Consider the following 18,299-nt stretch of genomic DNA (forward strand, 5'->3'; position numbering starts at 1 on the left):
CCCGGCTTAAAGCAGTCTGCGTGCAGTCACACGACGACGGTCGGGTCTTGTCTGAGGCAAGAACAAAAAAGGCGCACCGCCAGGGTGCGCCTTTCCAGCATGGAGCGACTTAGTGCTTCGCGAGCAGAGCGTGCAGCTCTTGAACCGCGTAAACCTTCAAGCCATCGCCATGACGCAGATACTGCAGGCCTTGCACAGCCGCTACAGCCCCCGCGATGGTGGTGTAGTAAGCCAGGTTGGCAGCCAAGGCATGTGTACGGATTGTACGCGAATCAACAATGGCGTTGCGTCGCTCTTCAACCGTATTGATGACCAGGGAAACTTCCCCGTTCTTGATCATATCCACAATGTGCGGACGACCCTCGGTGACCTTGTTCACCACCTGAACCGCCAGACCAGCCTGTTCGATGGCGCTGGCCGTACCACGGGTCGCCACCACCTTGAAGCCCAGTGAGATCAAGCCGCGAGCCACTTCAACCGCTTGCGGTTTGTCCTGAGCGCGCACACTGATGAACGCCAGACCGCCGTCAGGCAGATTCACGCTGGCTGCCATCTGCGACTTCACAAAGGCCTCGGCAAAGGAGGTACCAACCCCCATGACTTCGCCGGTGGACTTCATTTCAGGTCCCAGAATAGTGTCCACGCCAGGGAACTTCACGAAGGGGAATACCGCTTCTTTCACACTGTAGTAAGGAGGCGTGATTTCTTCGGTAATACCCTGCTCGGCCAGCGTCTGACCGGCCATGGCACGAGCTGCGATCTTGGCCAGTTGCAAGCCGGTAGCCTTGGACACGAACGGCACGGTACGCGAGGCACGCGGGTTCACTTCCAGCACGTAGACGTCGCCGTCCTGAATGGCGAACTGCACGTTCATCAAGCCCTTCACATTCAGGGCCTTGGCCATCAAGGCAGTCTGGCGCTTGATTTCTGCAACGGTTTCATCGCTGAGCGAATATGGGGGCAAGCTGCAAGCAGAGTCGCCGGAGTGGACACCTGCCTGCTCAATGTGTTGCATCACCCCGCCCACAAAGACGCGCTCGCCGTCAGCCAGACAGTCCACGTCCACTTCAGTGGCATTGTTCAGGAAGTGATCCAGCAGCACGGGCGAGTCATTGCTGACCTTGACCGCTTCGCGCATGTAGCGCTCCAGGTCTTGCTGCTCGTGCACGATTTCCATGGCACGGCCACCCAGAACGTAGCTTGGGCGCACCACCAACGGATAACCGATCTCGGCCGCCAGAGCGATCGCTTCGCCTTCAGTGCGGGCGGTACGGTTTGGCGGTTGACGCAGGCCCAGCTTGTTCAAGAGCTTTTGGAAGCGCTCACGGTCTTCGGCCACGTCAATGGATTCAGGGCTGGTGCCGATAATGGGCACGCCGTTGGCCTCCAGCGCACGCGCCAGCTTCAGGGGAGTCTGACCACCGTACTGAACAATGGTGCCGACCGGTTTTTCGATGTGAACGATTTCCAGCACGTCCTCCAGCGTCAGAGGCTCGAAGTACAGACGGTCGGACGTGTCGTAGTCGGTGGAAACGGTTTCGGGGTTGCAGTTGACCATGATGGTTTCGTAACCATCTTCGCGCAAAGCCAGGGCGGCATGCACGCAGCAGTAGTCAAACTCAATACCCTGACCAATACGGTTGGGTCCGCCACCCAGAACAATGATCTTCTTCTTGTCCGACGGATTGGACTCGCACTCTTCCTCGTAGGTGGAGTACATATAGGCCGTGTCGGTGGCAAATTCAGCCGCGCAGGTGTCCACACGCTTGTAGACAGGACGCACATTCAACTGGTGACGCAACTTGCGCACTTCCGATTCCACCGTATCGAGCAGGAAGGCCAGACGACGGTCGGAGAAACCACGGCGCTTCAGACCGAACAGCGTCTCGCGGTCCAGATCGGCCAGCGTCTTTTGTTCCAGCGCCAGTTCGATGTCCACGATCTCTTTGATCTGGGCCAGGAACCAGGGGTCGATCTTGGTGAGGTTGTGAACCTCGTCCAGGCTCAGACCTTGAGCGAAAGCATCGCCCACATACCAGATACGCTCTGGACCAGGCTCGCCCAATTCGACCTGCAGTTTTTCGCGGTCGGTGGTTTTCTGGTTCAGGCCATCCACACCCACTTCCAGGCCACGCAGGGCTTTCTGGAAGGATTCCTGGAACGTGCGGCCAATGGCCATCACTTCACCCACGGACTTCATCTGAGTGGTCAGACGCGAGTCGGCCTGAGGGAATTTCTCGAAGGCGAAACGTGGCACTTTGGTAACCACGTAGTCGATGGTTGGCTCGAACGACGCAGGGGTAGCACCGCCGGTGATTTCGTTCAGCAACTCGTCCAGGGTGTAACCCACCGCCAGACGCGCAGCGATCTTGGCAATCGGGAAACCGGTTGCCTTGGAAGCCAGCGCCGAAGAGCGGGACACGCGCGGATTCATCTCGATCACGATCATGCGGCCGTTATCGGGGTTCACCGCAAACTGCACGTTCGAGCCACCGGTATCCACACCGATTTCACGCAACACAGCGATCGATGCATTCCGCATGATCTGGTATTCGCGGTCGGTCAGGGTTTGGGCAGGCGCCACCGTGATGGAGTCGCCGGTGTGAACACCCATGGGGTCCAGGTTTTCAATGGAGCACACAATGATGCAGTTGTCGGCGCGGTCACGCACCACTTCCATTTCAAACTCTTTCCAGCCCAGCAGGGATTCTTCAATCAGCAGTTCCTTGGTAGGCGACGCTTCCAGACCACGACGGCAGATCGTTTCAAATTCTTCAGGGTTATAGGCAATGCCCCCGCCGGTGCCGCCCAGCGTGAAGCTGGGGCGAATGACCACGGGGAAGCCGGCGGTACCGATTTCCTCGGCAATGCGCTTTTGCACCGCCCAGGCCTCGTCCATGCTGTGAGCCACACCGGACTTGGCGGACTCCAGACCGATGGAGGTCATGGCGTCCTTGAATTTCAGGCGGTCTTCGGCTTTTTCGATTGCAGCGGCATTGGCGCCGATCAGCTCGACACCGAATTTTTCCAACACACCATGTTTGGCCAGGTCCAGGGCGCAGTTCAGCGCAGTCTGACCGCCCATGGTGGGCAAGAGCGCATCGGGACGCTCTTTTTCAATGATCTTCTCTACCGCTTGCCAGGTGATGGGCTCGATGTAGGTGACGTCGGCCGTATCCGGGTCCGTCATGATGGTGGCCGGGTTGCTGTTGACCAGCACGGTCCGGTAACCCTCGGCCTTCAGGGCCTTACACGCCTGGGCGCCCGAGTAGTCGAATTCGCAGGCCTGACCAATGATGATCGGGCCGGCGCCAATGATAAGAATGCTTTTTAAGTCTGAACGCTTTGGCATAGTGCGATTTATTTATTGGCCTGGTGAGCAGCCATCAGGCTGATGAATTTGTCGAACAGCGAGGCAATATCGCGCGGGCCGGGAGTGGCTTCAGGGTGACCCTGGAAGCAAAACGCGGGGCGATCCGTCAACTCGAAACCTTGCAGGCTCTGGTCGAACAAAGAGATGTGCGTGACCTTGGCATTGGCAGGCAGCGTAGTGGCATCCACCGCAAAACCGTGGTTCTGGCTGGTGATGAACACGCGGCCGCTGGCTAGCTCCTGCACAGGATGGTTGGCACCGTGGTGGCCGTTTTTCATCTTCAAGGTCTGGGCACCGACGGCCAGACCCAGGATCTGATGACCCAGGCAAATACCAAACACAGGCAACTTGCGCTCCAGCAGGCCCTTGCACGCTTCGATTGCGTAATCACAAGGCTCTGGGTCGCCCGGGCCGTTGGACAGGAACACGCCATCGGGTTCGTACGCCAATACGTCGGCCAGGGGAGTCTGGGCAGGCACTACCGTCACTTTGCAGCCACGGTCGGCCATCAGGCGCAGGATGTTGGCCTTGACGCCGAAGTCGTACGCCACGACGTGAAAGCGGCTGCCTTCAGGCTTGGAGAAACCCTGGCCCAGTTCCCAGGAACCTTCAGTCCAGTTGTAGGGCTTGTCCGTGGACACAACCTTGGCCAGATCCTGACCTTTCAGGCCAGGGAAAGAACGAGCCAGTTCCAAAGCGCGCTCGGTATCGTCACCGACCAGGATGCAGGCACCCATGGAGCCTTTCTCGCGCAGGATGCGGGTCAGCTTGCGGGTATCGATACCGGAGATGGCTACAACGCCCTGAGCTTTCAGGTAGTCGGGCAAGGACTGGGTGGAGCGGAAGTTGGACAGGCGGGCGGGACAATCGCGAATAACAAGCCCGGCAGCATGGGCTTTGGTGGATTCGGAGTCCTCGGGATTGACACCGGTATTACCGATGTGCGGATAGGTAAGCGTAACAATTTGACCGCTGTAGCTTGGGTCTGTCAGGATTTCCTGATAGCCCGTCATGGCTGTATTGAAAACGATCTCAGCAACACAGTGCCCCTCGGCACCGATTGACACCCCTTTGAATAGGGTTCCATCCGCCAGGGCTAGGACGGCACTAGTGATAGTGCGGGACTCCTCAGGAAATAAAGACGGCAGCACGTTAAAAACCCCGGATTCTGAAATTAATATTAAACCTTCTAATTATATGCTCAAACCAAGTTTTTCCGGTAGTTTATCGGTAATAACGCTGAAACCAGGCACGAAAACATGGAAAATCGACTACAGTAGTTGATTGGTTTGATGGCTTTGCGATGGACTAGTAACAGACATGACTACTCAGCTTGACTCTCTGCGCCAGTGCACAACCGTAGTGGCCGATACCGGCGATTTTGAGGCGATGCGTGCCTATCGCCCCACCGATGCGACCACCAACCCTTCCCTGATTCTGAAGGCGGTCCAGCAGGCGACCTACCGCCCTTTGCTCGAGCGCGTCATCGCCGACCACCCCCACGCCAGTCTGGCTGAAACCAGCGATCTGCTGCTGGTTGCCTTTGGTCGTCAGATTCTGGACATTGTGCCCGGTCGTGTTTCCACCGAAGTCGATGCCCGTCTGTCTTTCGATGCCCTGGCCAGTGTCGAGCGCGCCCGTCACATCATTCAGCTGTACGAAAAAGCCGGTGTGCCGCGCGAACGGGTGCTGATCAAGCTGGCCAGTACCTGGGAAGGCATTCAGGCCGCCCGCGCGCTTCAGGCCGAAGGCATCCACTGCAACCTGACTCTTTTGTTCTGCCTGCCGCAAGCCATTGCCTGCGCCCAGGCCAAAGTCACCCTGATCTCGCCTTTTGTGGGCCGTATCTACGACTGGTTCAAGAAAGCCGCCGGCCCGGACTGGGACGAAAGCGCCAACCAAGGCGAAAACGACCCTGGCGTACGCTCAGTGCGCGGCATCTACGAATACTATAAAACCTACGATATCCCCACGGAAATCATGGGAGCCAGCTTTCGCAACGTCGGCCAGATCAAGGCATTGGCCGGCTGCGACCTGCTGACCATCAGCCCCGAGCTGCTGGGTCAGCTCGATGCGGCTCAAGGCGAGGTTCCTGCCGTACTGGATGTGGCACGTGCCAAGGCGGTGGCCCCCGAATGGCGTGCCAGCAACGAAATTGCCTTCCGCACGGAATTGAACCAGGATGCCATGGCCACTGAAAAGCTGGCGGAAGGGATCCGCCAGTTCACTGCCGATGGCATCAAACTCGACAGCCTGATTCAGCAGGCGCGCCAGCGGACCTGACTGCTCAGCCTGACATCCGGATACAGGCGGTCTGATCGACCTGGCCAACTTGCCGGCCTGGCTCCTTGATAAAAAAACGGCTCCTGATTCAGGAGCCGTTTTTTGCGGAGCGCCACATCCATCAAGGGACGGGCAACATAACGCTCAGAGCTTTTCTGTGCCACCACCCTGAGGCCGCCAGGCCAGCAGGCGATCCTCAAACACGCTGACCAGCCCATCCAGAATCAGCGCGAAAACGGTCAGCACCACAATACCGGCAAACACCGTATTCACATCCAGTGTGCCCTCTGCCTGCAGGATCAGATAGCCGACCCCACTGGCTGAACCCAGGTACTCACCCACCACAGCCCCCACAAAAGCCAGACCGACCGAGGTGTGCAAGCTGGAAAACACCCAGCTGGTAGCCGAAGGAATATAGACGTGGCGCAGCAACTGACGACGGCTGGCACCCAGCATGCGGGCATTGTCCAGCAGCGTGGAGCTGACTTCACGCACACCCTGGTACACGTTGAAGAACACGATGAAGAACACCAGCGTCACCGCCAGAGCCACTTTGGACCAGATCCCCAGACCGAACCACATGCCAAAAATCGGCGCCAGAATGACGCGCGGCATGGAGTTGGCAGCCGTCAGGTAGGGGTCCAGCAAGGCTGCTGCACGGGGTGACAGACCCAGCCACAAGCCGCATGCCAGGCCGGCAATCGTGCCAATGGCAAAAGCCAGCAGGGTTTCGCTCAAGGTCACGCCCAGGTGCAGGTAAATATCACCGTTGGTGACAAACCAGGCCCAGATCACCTTGACCACTTCCAGTGGCTGACCAAAGAAAAACGCAACTTTGGGGTCCAGCGTCAGAAAATGCCAGGCCAACAAAATAACGATGAGCAGTGAGATTTGCCAAGCGCGCAGGGCCAGCTTGGATCGAGTAAAGGATTTAGACATATCAGGCACGCTTTTGCTGGGCATAACCCTTGAGAACCTCATCGCGCAAGACGGCCCAGATCGCCGCATGCAATTCGACAAAGCGGGGGTCATTGCGCACTTCGGCCACGTCACGCGGACGTGGGAGATCGACATGGAATTCGCCAATGGGATGCGTGCCCGGCCCGGCCGACAACACCACCACACGATCACTCATGGCAATGGCTTCGTCCAGATCGTGAGTGATGAACAGCACCGCTTTACGCTGCGCCATCCAGATCTCCAGCACTTCGTTTTCCATCAGTTGGCGGGTTTGGATGTCGAGCGCCGAAAACGGCTCGTCCATCAAAATGATATCGGGGTCCCGAATCAGGGTCTGGGCCAGCATGACGCGTTTGCGCATACCACCGGACATCTGATGCGGGTAGCGATCACCAAAGCCACCCAGCCCCACTCGCTTGAGCCAGACCTGAGCACGGTCGCGGGCCTCATCTTGCGGAACACCGGCAAATTCCAGTCCGGCCATTACGTTGGACTCGGCACTGCGCCAGGGCATCAGCGCTTCGCCCTGAAACATATAGCCCGCACGCTCATTCACCCCTTGCAAAGGTTTACCGAACACGCGCACTTCGCCCGACGAAGGGCTCAGCAAGCCCGCCCCTACGTTCAGGAGCGTGGACTTGCCGCAGCCCGTTGGGCCTACCACCGAGACAAACTCGCCTGGAGCAATGCTCAGGCTGGCGTCACGAACAGCCGTGTATGTACCTTTGCCATCACGGGATGCAAACACACAGCTGATGTTCTCTAAAGAAAGTGCTGCTTCAGACATTGGGGTACTTCTTGTTGGCATTGTCAGCAAATTCGTTGGTGTAGATCTTGCTGATATCGATCTTGGCGGGGTCCAGATTCGGCACGAACGCAGCCAGGGCCTTCAAGGCGGTGGAAGGACCGTCTTCATCGACCAGGCCATCGGGCGAGAGGGATTCCTTATTGGCATCCAGACACTGCTTGTACAGCTCCACATCACCCAACAGATAGGAGGCGGGCACCGTCTTGGCAATGGTTTCGGCATCATTGGCCTGGATCCACTTGTCGGCGCGCACGATGGCATTGGCCAGAGCCTGGGCCGTTTTCGGGTTCTGAGTGATGAAGTCTTCCGACGCGTACAAGCAGGCCGAGGGCATATTGCCGCCAAAAATGGCCTTGGTATCGGCAACGGTACGGGTGTCAGCGATGACACGCACTTCGTTTTCCTTGAGCAAGGTGCCGATGACGGGGTCCAGATTGGCCATGGCATCGATCTGACCCGTACGCATGGCGGTAACGGCACCGGCGCCAGCGCCCACACCGATAAAGGACACATCCGAGGGCTTAAGTCCGTTTTGCTCCAGATAAAAATTGACCATCATATTGGTCGAGGAGCCCGGCGCGGTGACACCGATTTTCTTGCCCTTCAAATCAGCCGGCGACTTATAGTCTGGCATCGTTTTGTTGGATACAGCCAGAACAATGGCGGGAGCGCGCCCCTGCTGCACAAAGGCACGGTAGAACTGGCCTTTGGACTGCAGATTGATGGTGTGTTCAAACGCACCAGACACCACATCTGCACTGCCGCCCACTACGGCCTGCAGAGCCTTGGAGCCACCCGCAAAGTCTGCCACTTTGACTTTAAGGCCTTCGTCCTCGAAGTAGCCATTGATCTCGGCAATGGACAAAGGCAGGTAATAAATCAGCGCCTTGCCACCGACGGCAATCGTGATGTTCTTTTTTTCCACTTCCTGTGCACGGGCCAGCGTCGGCAACGACAGGGCCAGCCCCGATGCTCCAACCAGTTTGAGTGCATGACGACGTGTCAGTTTCATGGCAATCCCCTTCTTGTTGTTGGTCATTAACTATTTAGGCTTGATACTTATACTAAAAACAAAAGGGGGATACCCCCCTTGTCCGCTACGCGGTCAAACCTGTTCAAGTGGCGCGACGCTCCATCAAGGCCCAGGCAATGGTGCTGGGGTCCACATATTCCAGCTCGCTTCCGGCTGGCACACCGCGGGCCAGACGAGTCACTTTCAAACCTTGGCTGGTCAGCATCTCCGCCAGATGGTGGGCAGTGGTTTCGCCCTCTGCGGTGAAATTGGTCGCTAGTATCACTTCCTGCACCAGGCCATCACCGGCTCGCTCTAGCAAGCGGTCAAATTGCAAGGCGTCCGGGCCTATGCCTTCCAGCGGCGTCAAGCGCCCCATCAGGACATAGTAAAGGCCTCGATAGCCATGCGTAGCCTCGATCATGTTTTGATCGGCAGGGGTCTCCACCACACACAACAACGCCGGATCACGGCGGGGATTGGCACAGGTCTCACAAATGGGCTGGACGGTGAAACCATTGCAGCGCTGGCAGTGCTGCAGTGCTGTCGTGGCATGTTCAAGCGCACGGCTCAATTGGTCGGCACCTACCAGATCGTGTTGCAACAAATGGTAGGCCATGCGGCGAGCGCTACGCTCGCCCACACCGGGTAGCCGACGCAGAGCCTGGATCAGAGCCCGAAGAGGTTCGGGCTCTGCGATCTGCGGTTCGTTCATCAGAACGGAAACTTCATACCGGGAGGCAGTGGCAGGCCAGCGGTCACGCCCGCCATTTTTTCCTGCGAGGTGGCCTCGGCTTTGCGCTGTGCATCGTTAAAGGCAGCAGCAATCAAATCCTCCAGCATCTCTTTATCGTCTTCCAGCAGGCTGGGATCAATGGAGACACGGCGTACATCATGGCGGCAGTTCATGGTGACCTTGACCAGACCACCCCCGGAAACGCCCTCGACCTCGATATCGGCCAAGGCTTCCTGGGCCTTTTTCATGTTTTCCTGCATTTGCTGCGCCTGGCGCATCAAGCCGGCAATCTGACCTTTCATCATGGTTTGGTTTTCCTGATTGATAGAAATTGACAAGGGGCCTTTCAGGCGGCCCGAACCAAAGGAGTGGCCTTGATCGATCCGGCTTTGACACTGGCATCAAAGTCCTGGATCAGGCTCAAGACAAAGGGGTCCCGGGCAACCTGCTCTTCGGCCTGTCGCTGGCGCTCGGCCAGCTTGGCCTGCTCAACGGCATGCGCGGTCGCATCGCCCGTATCCCCGTATTCGATCACCAACTGAATGGACTGGGAAAAGTATTCCGACAATACTGTGCGCAAACGCGCCTTGCCCTGGCTGCCTTCAGTGGCCTTGATTTTGGCACGCAAGTGGATTTCCTGCCCTTTCACCCCCAGCCATTCGCTTTGACGGGCAAGCTCGGCAGCCCAGCCACTCAAGGGCAAGCTGGTTGCCACGTCGGGCCAGGTTTCCGGTTTCATGCCGCCCAAACGGACCGCGCGCGGGCTGTCCGAGCCACTGTGCGGCACCGGCAGGCCCAGCTCGGTATCCGGCATGAAGCGATCAGACATGGACACCGAAGGCACATCGCCCTCTTCTTCGGCAAGAGCCGCGTCCATATCCAACGGCTGATAATTCTCGAATTCTTCGTCCATGCCCTCGGACAACCAGGCGGGCTCTTGCAGACCGTCCTGCAGGGAGGACGCCGGCGCGGGGGGCTGTGCCACAGCTTGCACATGGGCGGCCGCCTGCGATGACATCAAAGCTTGAGCGCCGCTCTTGCCGGGGACCTTGGAGGGCCCGGCGTCGGACTCTGTTTGAACTGATATACCCGGTTCAGGGGCGGTGGAAGCTGACACGGCGGAGGCGGACTCCTCTGCACTACCACCTACCGCGACGCTCGCAACGGATGACGGCTGATTGGTCACCCCTTGTTCGTCAGCACCAGCATCCTGCGCGGCGGACAGTCCCGAATCCTGAGAGGCCATTGCTGCTGCAGACCCGGGCATCTCCTCCCAAGCCGGTACGAAATCGTCGTCTGCAGAAACCGATTCTGCGACGGGAGCAGACTGAGCCGCGTGAGCACTGACGGGATCAGCAGCAGGAGTTCCGGCAGAAGCCGACACCTGTGGTTGATGAGACCGCGCCTGGGAATCGGCGGACGTATGGGTCGTTCGTGCCGTTTGCGTTTCTGTCTGAAGGCCTTGCGTGGCTTGCTGTACCGACGCAGCAGAAACGGCCACCGCGCCAGAGACAGCCGAAGCTGTCTCCATCCCTGAAGCGGACGGCCCCGTTTCAGAAACAGAAGTAGCCTGGCTCGCAACAGCCCCCTCACCGGACGGCCCTGCCGGGGGAGGCACATGCGCCGACACAGGCTCGGGCAACAGGGCCAGCATGCGCAGACACGCCATCACAAAACCGGCGTACTCATCCGGAGCGAGGGACAATTCCTGACGGCTGTGCACGGCGACCGAATAAAACAGCTGCACATGATCGGGCGAGAGCATGGGCGCCAATTGCCGCACGGCTTCTGCCAAGGGGTCATCATCAGAAATGGTACCGGGGATGCGCTGCTCGATGGCGATACGGGACAACAAGGTAGCCAGATCAGCCAGAGCCCCGGCATACGACAAACCACGCAATGCCAGATCATCGGCCACAGCCAGGATGGCCTGCGCATCGTAAGCAATCAGCGCTTGCAACAATTGCGCCAGATGGCGTTGATCAATCGTGCCCAACATGGCTTGTACAGCCTGAGCGCTAAGGTCGCCTGCACTGTAGGCAATGGCCTGATCACTGAGCGACAAGGCATCGCGCATGGACCCATCGGCAGCCTGAGCCAGCAAACGCAAGGCAGGCAGCTCGAACTGCATGCCCTCTTGAGTCAGAATGTCCTGCAAATGCCCCACAATCGCAGGCACGGTCATCTGCTTCAGATTAAATTGCAAACAGCGCGACAAGACCGTGACCGGAATTTTTTGTGGGTCCGTCGTGGCCAGAATGAACTTGACGTGCGCAGGTGGTTCTTCCAGCGTCTTGAGCATGGCGTTAAAGGCGTGCCCGGTCAGCATGTGAACTTCGTCAATCATGTAGACCTTGTAACGACCCGAGCTGGGGGCGTAGACCGCCTGCTCCAGCAACTGGGTCATCTCTTCCACGCCCCGGTTGGACGCCGCATCCAGCTCCACGTAATCAATAAAGCGGCCAGCATCAATCTCGGTACAAGCGCGGCACACGCCGCAAGGCTTGGAGGTAATGCCGGTTTCGCAATTGAGCGACTTGGCCAGAATGCGCGACAAGGTGGTCTTGCCCACACCGCGTGTGCCCGTAAACAGCCAGGCGTGGTGCAGGCGCTGGGTATCCAGGGCATGGGTCAAGGCGCGCACCACGTGGTCCTGACCCACCAGGGTGTCAAAGGAACGAGGGCGCCACTTGCGGGCCAGAACGAGATAGGTCATGCGAATTCCGGACGGCGTGAACCATCAATACAAATAAGCGAAAGGAAAAGTGTACCGGATTCGGTGCTGAAGGGAAGCAGATAGACCGGGCGCGTGTAACCCGACAAGCAAATGAAGTGGCGAGCCTGACTCCGGCACTGATTCTGCACGGCTGTGGCTGCTTCGTTCCCGACCTGACCAGATTCACCGCCGAACCATGCGGAGGGGCCCGCCGACAAGTAGTGTAGCATTAATATGGCAGCCACAGATCAACCCGCGGGAAATAAAGCGCAGCCTGCGCGGGACGCCCGTCCAGGGCCTGCACCTGTTCGCAATAACGCTGCAATTGTGGTGCATAGCGATCCAGCATCCGGGCCTTGAAATCGTCCAGGCTTTCATGCTCGGCAGGTCGCCCGGTCTTGTAATCCACCACCAGCCAGTGATCCTCCTGCGAGATGGCCAAGTCGATAATCGACACCCGGCCACTGACGTCCAGCAAGGACCATTCCCGGTAAGCCCGGCTGACACCCAGCAACCAGCGGCCACGCTCGGTTTGTACCGTTGCGATAATCGCTTCAAACAGAGATTGGGCAGCCTCATCCAGATAGGTCGAAGGCACCCCGGCCCGCAACAACTGCCGACGCATCACTGTGCGGCTTTGCTGCAAACGTTCTACCGGCCACGGGTCCAGACCTTCACGGCCCAGCTTTTCCAGCCAGTCGTGGGCAACCGTACCAATGGCTTTTTCATGAGTCGTATCCAGAGACCACTGCCAGCTTTGATATGACGAACTGGCAGTCTGCAACTGCTCGGGCGGCGCGGCGGGCAGGCTCACCACACGCTGCAAGAGTGCAGCAGGGCCTTGCCCGGGCTCCTCGTGCTGACTGCCCTGCTCGGCTTGCCACACAGGAGCCTGCGGCTGCTGCAGCACAGGCCAGAGGCGACTGAGCAAAGAGCGGCCATCCGGTTCACGCAGCCCCTTGTCCTGGGTAATGCTCAGCTCACCAAATAAATGCAGCTCTTGACGGGCGCGTGTCAGCGCCACATACAGGAGGCGATGACTTTCCTGCTCGGCCCGTATACGCTCTCGCGCGGCCAGAAATTGAGACACGGGATCGCGCTGCTCGCTGCCCTTGTGGCTGATAGGCCCCAAGATCAGACGGTCGGCACTGTGTTCGAGGCGAATCAAGGGTTCGGAATCGTTGGCCGACTGCTTGTGCAGCCCAAACAAGATCACCGTTTCAAACTCCAGACCCTTGGATTTGTGAATCGTCATCACCTCCACTGCCTTACCCGTGCCTTGTGGGGTGGCGTACAACGACTCGACACGGGCCTGAAACTGCTGCTGATCGGGCGGGCCATAAGGGCACAGCTCTTCCAGCAAACGCAACACTTGCTCAGCGTCGGCCTGATCGGCCAGACTTGGATAGACTTGCGGCCCGCCCAGACGCGTCCAGCATTCCTGCACCCAAGCCGCAAAGGGCATCAAGCCACTGCGATTGCCCCTGTCCAGCAAGATCTGGCAGGCAAATAAAAGACGCGCACGCTCACCCGCGTCCCAGTCCTGAAAACGTGAAGGATGAGAAAAACGCTCCGGGCGGGCAGTAACAGCGTTACCGCCGTCAGATGAGAGCTCCTGTCGACCCGTTTGCGCCTGGGCCTGCTGGAGCTCACCGTGCATGACGGGGCAGGCACTGAGGCCAGAACTCAGCTCTGCCAAGGTCTGCGTGGGATACAGCGCACACAGGCGATGCAAACTCTCCAGACGCAAGCCGATCAGCGGCGAGCGCAAGACGGATAGCCAGGCCAGGCGATCGGCCGGATGTGCCAAGGCACGCACCAATTGCACCAGGTCCGCCACCACGGGGCGCTGTTGCAAAGGCTCCAGCTCCACGGCACGACAGGGAATGCCCTGCTCCCCCAGCTTGCGCACCAGGCCGTGCAAATGTGAGCGTGCCCGCACCAAAATGGCCACCGGATGCTCGCTATCCTGGTAGCGTTCCAGGGCCTGCGCGGCACACTGAACGGCCTCTTGTACCGCACGCTCTTGAGCCGCCTGCTGAGACGGCATGGCATCCTCACCCCGCGCAACGCGAAAGTGCCAGCAGGGGTGAAAATGCACAGCCCACTCGGGTATATCAGGTTTGAAAGCCGTCGAGTGTTCGTAAGTGACCATCCCCAAATCCGGGTCGGGGCGAGCCGGAAACAGTTGCGCCCCCACCTGGTTCACCCATTCCACCAAGCGCGGATGCGAACGGAAGTTGTTGCTCAGATTCAGTGGTTCCAGCTCAACCTCGCCCAGTCGTCGAGCTTGCCAGACTTGCAGGAACAAACCGACTTCCGCTTTGCGGAAACGGTAAATGGACTGCATGGGATCGCCCACCAGAAACAGGCTGCGTCCGTCGCCCGGCTCCCAGCCACTGGTCAGACGCTCCAGCAACTGTACCTGGGACTGGCTGGTGTCCTGAAACTCGTCCACCAGCAAATGACGTATGGATCGGTCCATCCGCAACAGCAGCTCGCCCGGCTCGTCGGCGTCGCCCAAGGCTTGCAAGGCACGTTGCGCAATTTCGGTGAAATCGACCTCAGCTTTTTCCGCAAAACGCAGTTTCAACTGCGCCGCAGCCAACCACAGGACCTGTATCAGATTGGCAAGAACCTCTTGCTGTTGAGCAGAATACTGTTCGGGCAAAAGCCGCGCACTGGCCAAACGGGCTATCCAGGGTTCGGTGCCCAGACAATTGCCCAACCATTCCGTCAGGATTTCTTTTTGTGCGGTTTTGGGTGGGAAGCCGTTGCGCACTGTCAGGCTTTTGCGCAAGCTCCCCGTCTCGGTCAGCAACAAGGCAGCCAATCCCCGCCAGCGCGGCACGTCCTCCATGACCGGGGCCAGCGGATCGCCTTGCCAATCGGCCAGGGCCAACACATCGCCCGCCTCCAGATTCGAGGCTGCAAAGCAGGCCACAGGTGCCAGTGTCTGCGCCCAGCCCGGCGGCAAAGCGTCGCTTAACTGCTGCAACTGCTGCTCCACCACTTCGCGCAAGCTGTCCTGCAAAAAGGCCACATCGCCACCCTGCCCTACGGCCGGCAGCCACTGATCCCGGCTGGCCAACATGCTCGCCAACAAGGCTTGCGCCTGCAGCAGATTCACATCCATATGTTCCAGGAAACGGGCCACGCTGGGCACGCTCTCAGCCATTTCAAGCGTGGCCCAGGCGGCTGCTTCGTAATGCTCTTGGGCCTTGTCCGTGATGGCCGGCACGCCGCCCAGCCCCGTAATCCAGGGCATGGCGCGCACCAGATGAGCACACAGAGAGTCGATGGTGCGAATGCTTAAACGCGCCGGATACGCGAGCAAATCCCATTGCTGCTCCTGATTGCGCTGCATGGCGGCACGCGCCAGTTCCCAACTGCGTACCCGGTAGGGCTCGGACGGTCGTTCCTGATGGGCTGCGGCCAGCTTCTCCAGCACGCGCGCATGCATTTCAGCAGCGGCTTTGCGGGTAAAGGTAATCGCCACGATTTCTTCTGGCCGCTGCACACGCGCCAGCAAAGCCAGAATCCGGTCGGTCAGCAACTCCGTCTTGCCCGAACCGGCCGGGGCCTGCACCAGAAAAGAGGAGTCGGGGTCCAGGGCCCGGGCTCGGGCGGCACTATCGCTAGGGACTGTCAGCATCACACCTCGCCTCCATTATCCTGGAGGTCTTCCTGAAACAAGCGTAAAAAAGGCAGAACATCGCAATACAGCAAATCGTTGCGGTTCCAGATTCGATTGGCAGCCTGCCCTTGCAGGAACTCATCAGCCAGTCCTTCGACCGCCTGCTTCCACTGTGCAATCTGCGCCGTCCATTGCTGCGCGCTTTCCAGTTCGGTCAGGCCGTCAATATCCATGCCGGGCGCAGCCAAGCCGCTCAAGCCTACCTGACGAGCGTGCAGACGCACAAAAGCCAGCCCACTGACCGTGCGCCCCTCGTCTTGCAGAGCCGCGGCATAAAACGGCAATTGCAGATTCACTGGTCTGGGCCGCAGCCAGTCCTTGTCCGGCCTCAGCTCGCCTATGCCGGTTTTGTAATCCAGCAGCAACTGCTCACCCCCGACCAGATCATCCAGACGGTCCAGACGCAGGTTCAGGCTCAGCAGACCCCGACTCCACCGCAACTCGTGCTCCGTCGCGCCCAACGCAAATGGGGGGCGCTGAGCTTCCTGATGCGCGTACTCGCACAAGACTGCACGGCCGCGCTCCATCTCCAGACTGCGCAGTACCGGACCGTAATCTGCCAGTTCTTCCTGGGCGGCCTGATCGATGCACGATTGCACCACGTCCTGCAGTGAACCCCCACCCATCAGTTCATGCAAACAGTCCTGATCTTTCACGCGCAGCCAAAACAATTCAACGGCACGGTGCAGAAACATGCCGCGTGTATTCATATCGCCCACACGGGCGTAATCCGGCAGTGCCTGTCCATGCAGACGGAACTTCACAAACGCCCATAAGGGATTGCGGGCCTGCGTATCCAACACACTGATCCCGCCCCGTATGCGTTCTTCCTGTTGCAGGCCTGGCCCCTGTTCGTCGAGCAGCGCTTCTTGAGCGGCTGCGGACCCTGCCTGCACCGCCCAGGGCATGTCCAGCACGGGCCACTGCATAATCAAGGGGCTGGGCCGCAGCGCCTGCTCACCTTGATGCAAAGGGGCACTTAACAACACCTGTTTTCCGCAGCGCAGCAATGCACTCAATATCCAGCGAGCCCACTCCAGCTCACGCTCGGGCGTACTGCGGGGGGCTTGTACACGACGCAGAACCTGAGCCGGAATCAAGGGATTCGGTTTGACGGCGGCAGGCAAAATATCGTCGGTCAGGCCCAGCACCCACACGGCGTCCCAACGCCCGCCCTCTGCTTCCAGAAAACCCAGTACGTCCAGTCGGGAGCGCGGGTCGCGCTGCGGCTGAAACAAATTTTCCCGGGCCATACGGGCCAGCGTGCTTTGCGCCTTCAGAGGACTGACACGCCCCAGGACAGGTGCCTGTTGCGCCAGTTGCAGCAGCAAGGCCTCCAGAGCCTCCAAGGTCTGGAACTGAGCACTATCCAGCATCGAGGTTCCTGGAAAGCCCAGGGCTTCCAAACACTGACGCATGATTGAGGCCCAGGCATCCACTCCTTGAGCGCCGCTGGACACCGCTGCAAAGCGATCCATGGCCCGGTTCCAGGCCAGGGCCAGCTCGGGCGTGTGGAAGCTGAGCATGTCAGCGAACTCTGTGCGACTGACCTGGGTGATGCGATTGTCACGCCACGCCTTGTCAATACGGGCGCGGCCACCCGCTTCGGACTGTTCCGCCTGACAGGCGCCCAGACGCAACGCCTGTCCGAGCAGCGCCGGTTCCGCCTGTCCCCGGGTCGCCAGGGTAAACAAGGCTTGCAGCCAGGCCAGGGCCGCGGCCACCACCGGCCAATCGGCCAGGGAGCGGGCCGCGGCCACGTTATAGGGCAAGGCCCCCTGATCCGTGTGCATGGCCTGCCGCAAGAGCCTGTGCACCAGTGGCAATTGTGTTTCCAGCTGCGCTGCCACAATCGCCACGGTGCGACTGGGGTCCTCGTCCAATTGGCGCCGCGCCCACTGGACCGCCAGACGCCATTCGGTATCCGCATCCTGCGCCTGCACCCGATGGACCTCCGTGGCCACAGGCTCTTCATGCTCCAGGCGCAAAATCTCGACCCCCAATTGCTGCAAACCGCTCAACAGACTTTGCAGACGCGGCGAGTACTCGTGAAAACCGTGCAGCACCATATGGCGATGACGAATATGCAAGGCGCCGGCCTGCACGGCGGCCAAGACGCGTTGCGCAGCCAGATTGGCGTCATCCAGATCCGCCTGCGCCAGGCTTTGCCGATAGTGAGCGCGCCACTGCATGAAGCGTTCGAAGTCCACACTGGCTTCGCCGGGCTTGAGCTCGATATTCCATTCATCCAGCAAGGTGTCGGCCTCGCACGCCAGCCGCGCTGCCTGGCCCACATCCAGAAAATAGCCCTCTTCCTCGCACTGCTCGATGCTGTGCTCCCATCGCTGCAAGGCAGCGAAGCGATCCATCTGGTGCGCCGCAGGCTGCCACTGTTCGGAAAAACACAGCTGATCACTGGCCTGTGCCAGCCAGGCGCCCAGGGGCACAATTTCCGGTACCGCCACTGTTCCCCCGGCACTGGCCAGACGAGCCGACAGGTGCCCGAGCAGGCGACGCGCATAACGCTTGTTCACCGTCAAAACAATCGTCTGCGCACTGTTAAGCGTCTGCAAATGAGCCAGGGAAACGGCAGGGGTGTCGTACATAGAAAAAACCAGTTAAGGTTGCAAGAAAACAGAACAGCAAGCAGTGCTGACCGGGCCATTGTACCGACGCTCTATCACTTGTTTGTTCCCGCACTTACACTTAGCACC

General features: G+C 59.4%; 11 protein-coding genes and 1 other RNA gene. 1 reads left to right on the forward strand and 11 read right to left on the reverse strand.

Going from position 1 to position 18,299, the window contains the following annotated elements; translation table 11 throughout:
- Window positions 1-109: 109 nt before the first annotated feature.
- Together carB and carA are read right to left on the reverse strand one after the other, a co-directional pair.
- Window positions 110-3,352, reverse strand: coding sequence for a carbamoyl-phosphate synthase large subunit (gene carB, locus V6936_RS09270; RefSeq protein ID WP_003803383.1), 3,243 nt, complete (start codon window positions 3,350-3,352; stop codon window positions 110-112).
- A gap of 8 nt (window positions 3,353-3,360) precedes the next feature.
- The gene (gene carA / locus V6936_RS09275) at window positions 3,361-4,524 is read right to left on the reverse strand and encodes a glutamine-hydrolyzing carbamoyl-phosphate synthase small subunit (protein WP_039943727.1); all 1,164 of its coding nucleotides are present in this window, start codon (window positions 4,522-4,524) and stop codon (window positions 3,361-3,363) included.
- Between the two features lie 169 nt (window positions 4,525-4,693).
- Between carA and tal the strand changes: the two genes are divergently transcribed.
- Window positions 4,694-5,656: a transaldolase gene (tal, locus tag V6936_RS09280; RefSeq protein ID WP_039943728.1), complete on the forward strand. Its 963-nt coding sequence runs from the start codon at window positions 4,694-4,696 to the stop codon at window positions 5,654-5,656.
- 144 nt (window positions 5,657-5,800) lie between these two features.
- On the opposite strand, the gene V6936_RS09285 is transcribed toward tal, so the two are convergent.
- The 9 genes from V6936_RS09285 to V6936_RS09325 all read right to left on the reverse strand — a co-directional run bounded on the left by V6936_RS09285 (window position 5,801) and on the right by V6936_RS09325 (window position 18,191).
- Window positions 5,801-6,595, reverse strand: a complete 795-nt coding sequence (locus V6936_RS09285) for an ABC transporter permease (RefSeq protein ID WP_003803390.1) — start codon at window positions 6,593-6,595, stop codon at window positions 5,801-5,803.
- Window position 6,596: 1 nt separating this feature from the next.
- The gene (locus V6936_RS09290; protein WP_059318716.1) at window positions 6,597-7,403 is read right to left on the reverse strand and encodes an ABC transporter ATP-binding protein; all 807 of its coding nucleotides are present in this window, start codon (window positions 7,401-7,403) and stop codon (window positions 6,597-6,599) included.
- Complete coding sequence (locus V6936_RS09295; protein WP_131071350.1) at window positions 7,396-8,436, reverse strand: ABC transporter substrate-binding protein; 1,041 nt, start codon at window positions 8,434-8,436, stop codon at window positions 7,396-7,398. The genes V6936_RS09290 and V6936_RS09295 overlap by 8 nt, the downstream gene beginning before the upstream one ends.
- A 103-nt stretch (window positions 8,437-8,539) precedes the next feature.
- Window positions 8,540-9,151 carry a recombination mediator RecR gene (recR, locus tag V6936_RS09300; RefSeq protein WP_240209016.1) on the reverse strand — a complete coding sequence of 204 codons (612 nt, stop codon included), beginning with the start codon at window positions 9,149-9,151 and terminating at the stop codon, window positions 8,540-8,542.
- On the reverse strand, window positions 9,151-9,477 hold the full coding sequence (locus tag V6936_RS09305) for a YbaB/EbfC family nucleoid-associated protein (protein ID WP_003803398.1): 327 nt from the start codon (window positions 9,475-9,477) through the stop codon (window positions 9,151-9,153). The genes recR and V6936_RS09305 overlap by 1 nt, the downstream gene beginning before the upstream one ends.
- 41 nt (window positions 9,478-9,518) lie before the next feature.
- The gene (gene dnaX, locus V6936_RS09310; RefSeq protein ID WP_131071349.1) at window positions 9,519-11,888 is read right to left on the reverse strand and encodes a DNA polymerase III subunit gamma/tau; all 2,370 of its coding nucleotides are present in this window, start codon (window positions 11,886-11,888) and stop codon (window positions 9,519-9,521) included.
- Window positions 11,889-12,003: 115 nt separating this feature from the next.
- Window positions 12,004-12,101: signal recognition particle sRNA small type (gene ffs / locus V6936_RS09315), an RNA gene on the reverse strand.
- A gap of 16 nt (window positions 12,102-12,117) precedes the next feature.
- On the reverse strand, window positions 12,118-15,543 hold the full coding sequence (locus V6936_RS09320; protein WP_336579771.1) for a UvrD-helicase domain-containing protein: 3,426 nt from the start codon (window positions 15,541-15,543) through the stop codon (window positions 12,118-12,120).
- Window positions 15,543-18,191 carry a hypothetical protein gene (locus V6936_RS09325; RefSeq protein ID WP_336579772.1) on the reverse strand — a complete coding sequence of 883 codons (2,649 nt, stop codon included), beginning with the start codon at window positions 18,189-18,191 and terminating at the stop codon, window positions 15,543-15,545. Before V6936_RS09325 ends, V6936_RS09320 begins: the two co-directional genes overlap by 1 nt.
- Between the last annotated feature and the right edge of the window lie 108 nt (window positions 18,192-18,299).

Origin of the sequence: Alcaligenes sp. CHO6, assembly GCF_037120595.1 — a bacterium.
Taxonomy (GTDB): Bacteria; Pseudomonadota; Gammaproteobacteria; order Burkholderiales; family Burkholderiaceae_B; genus Alcaligenes; species Alcaligenes ammonioxydans.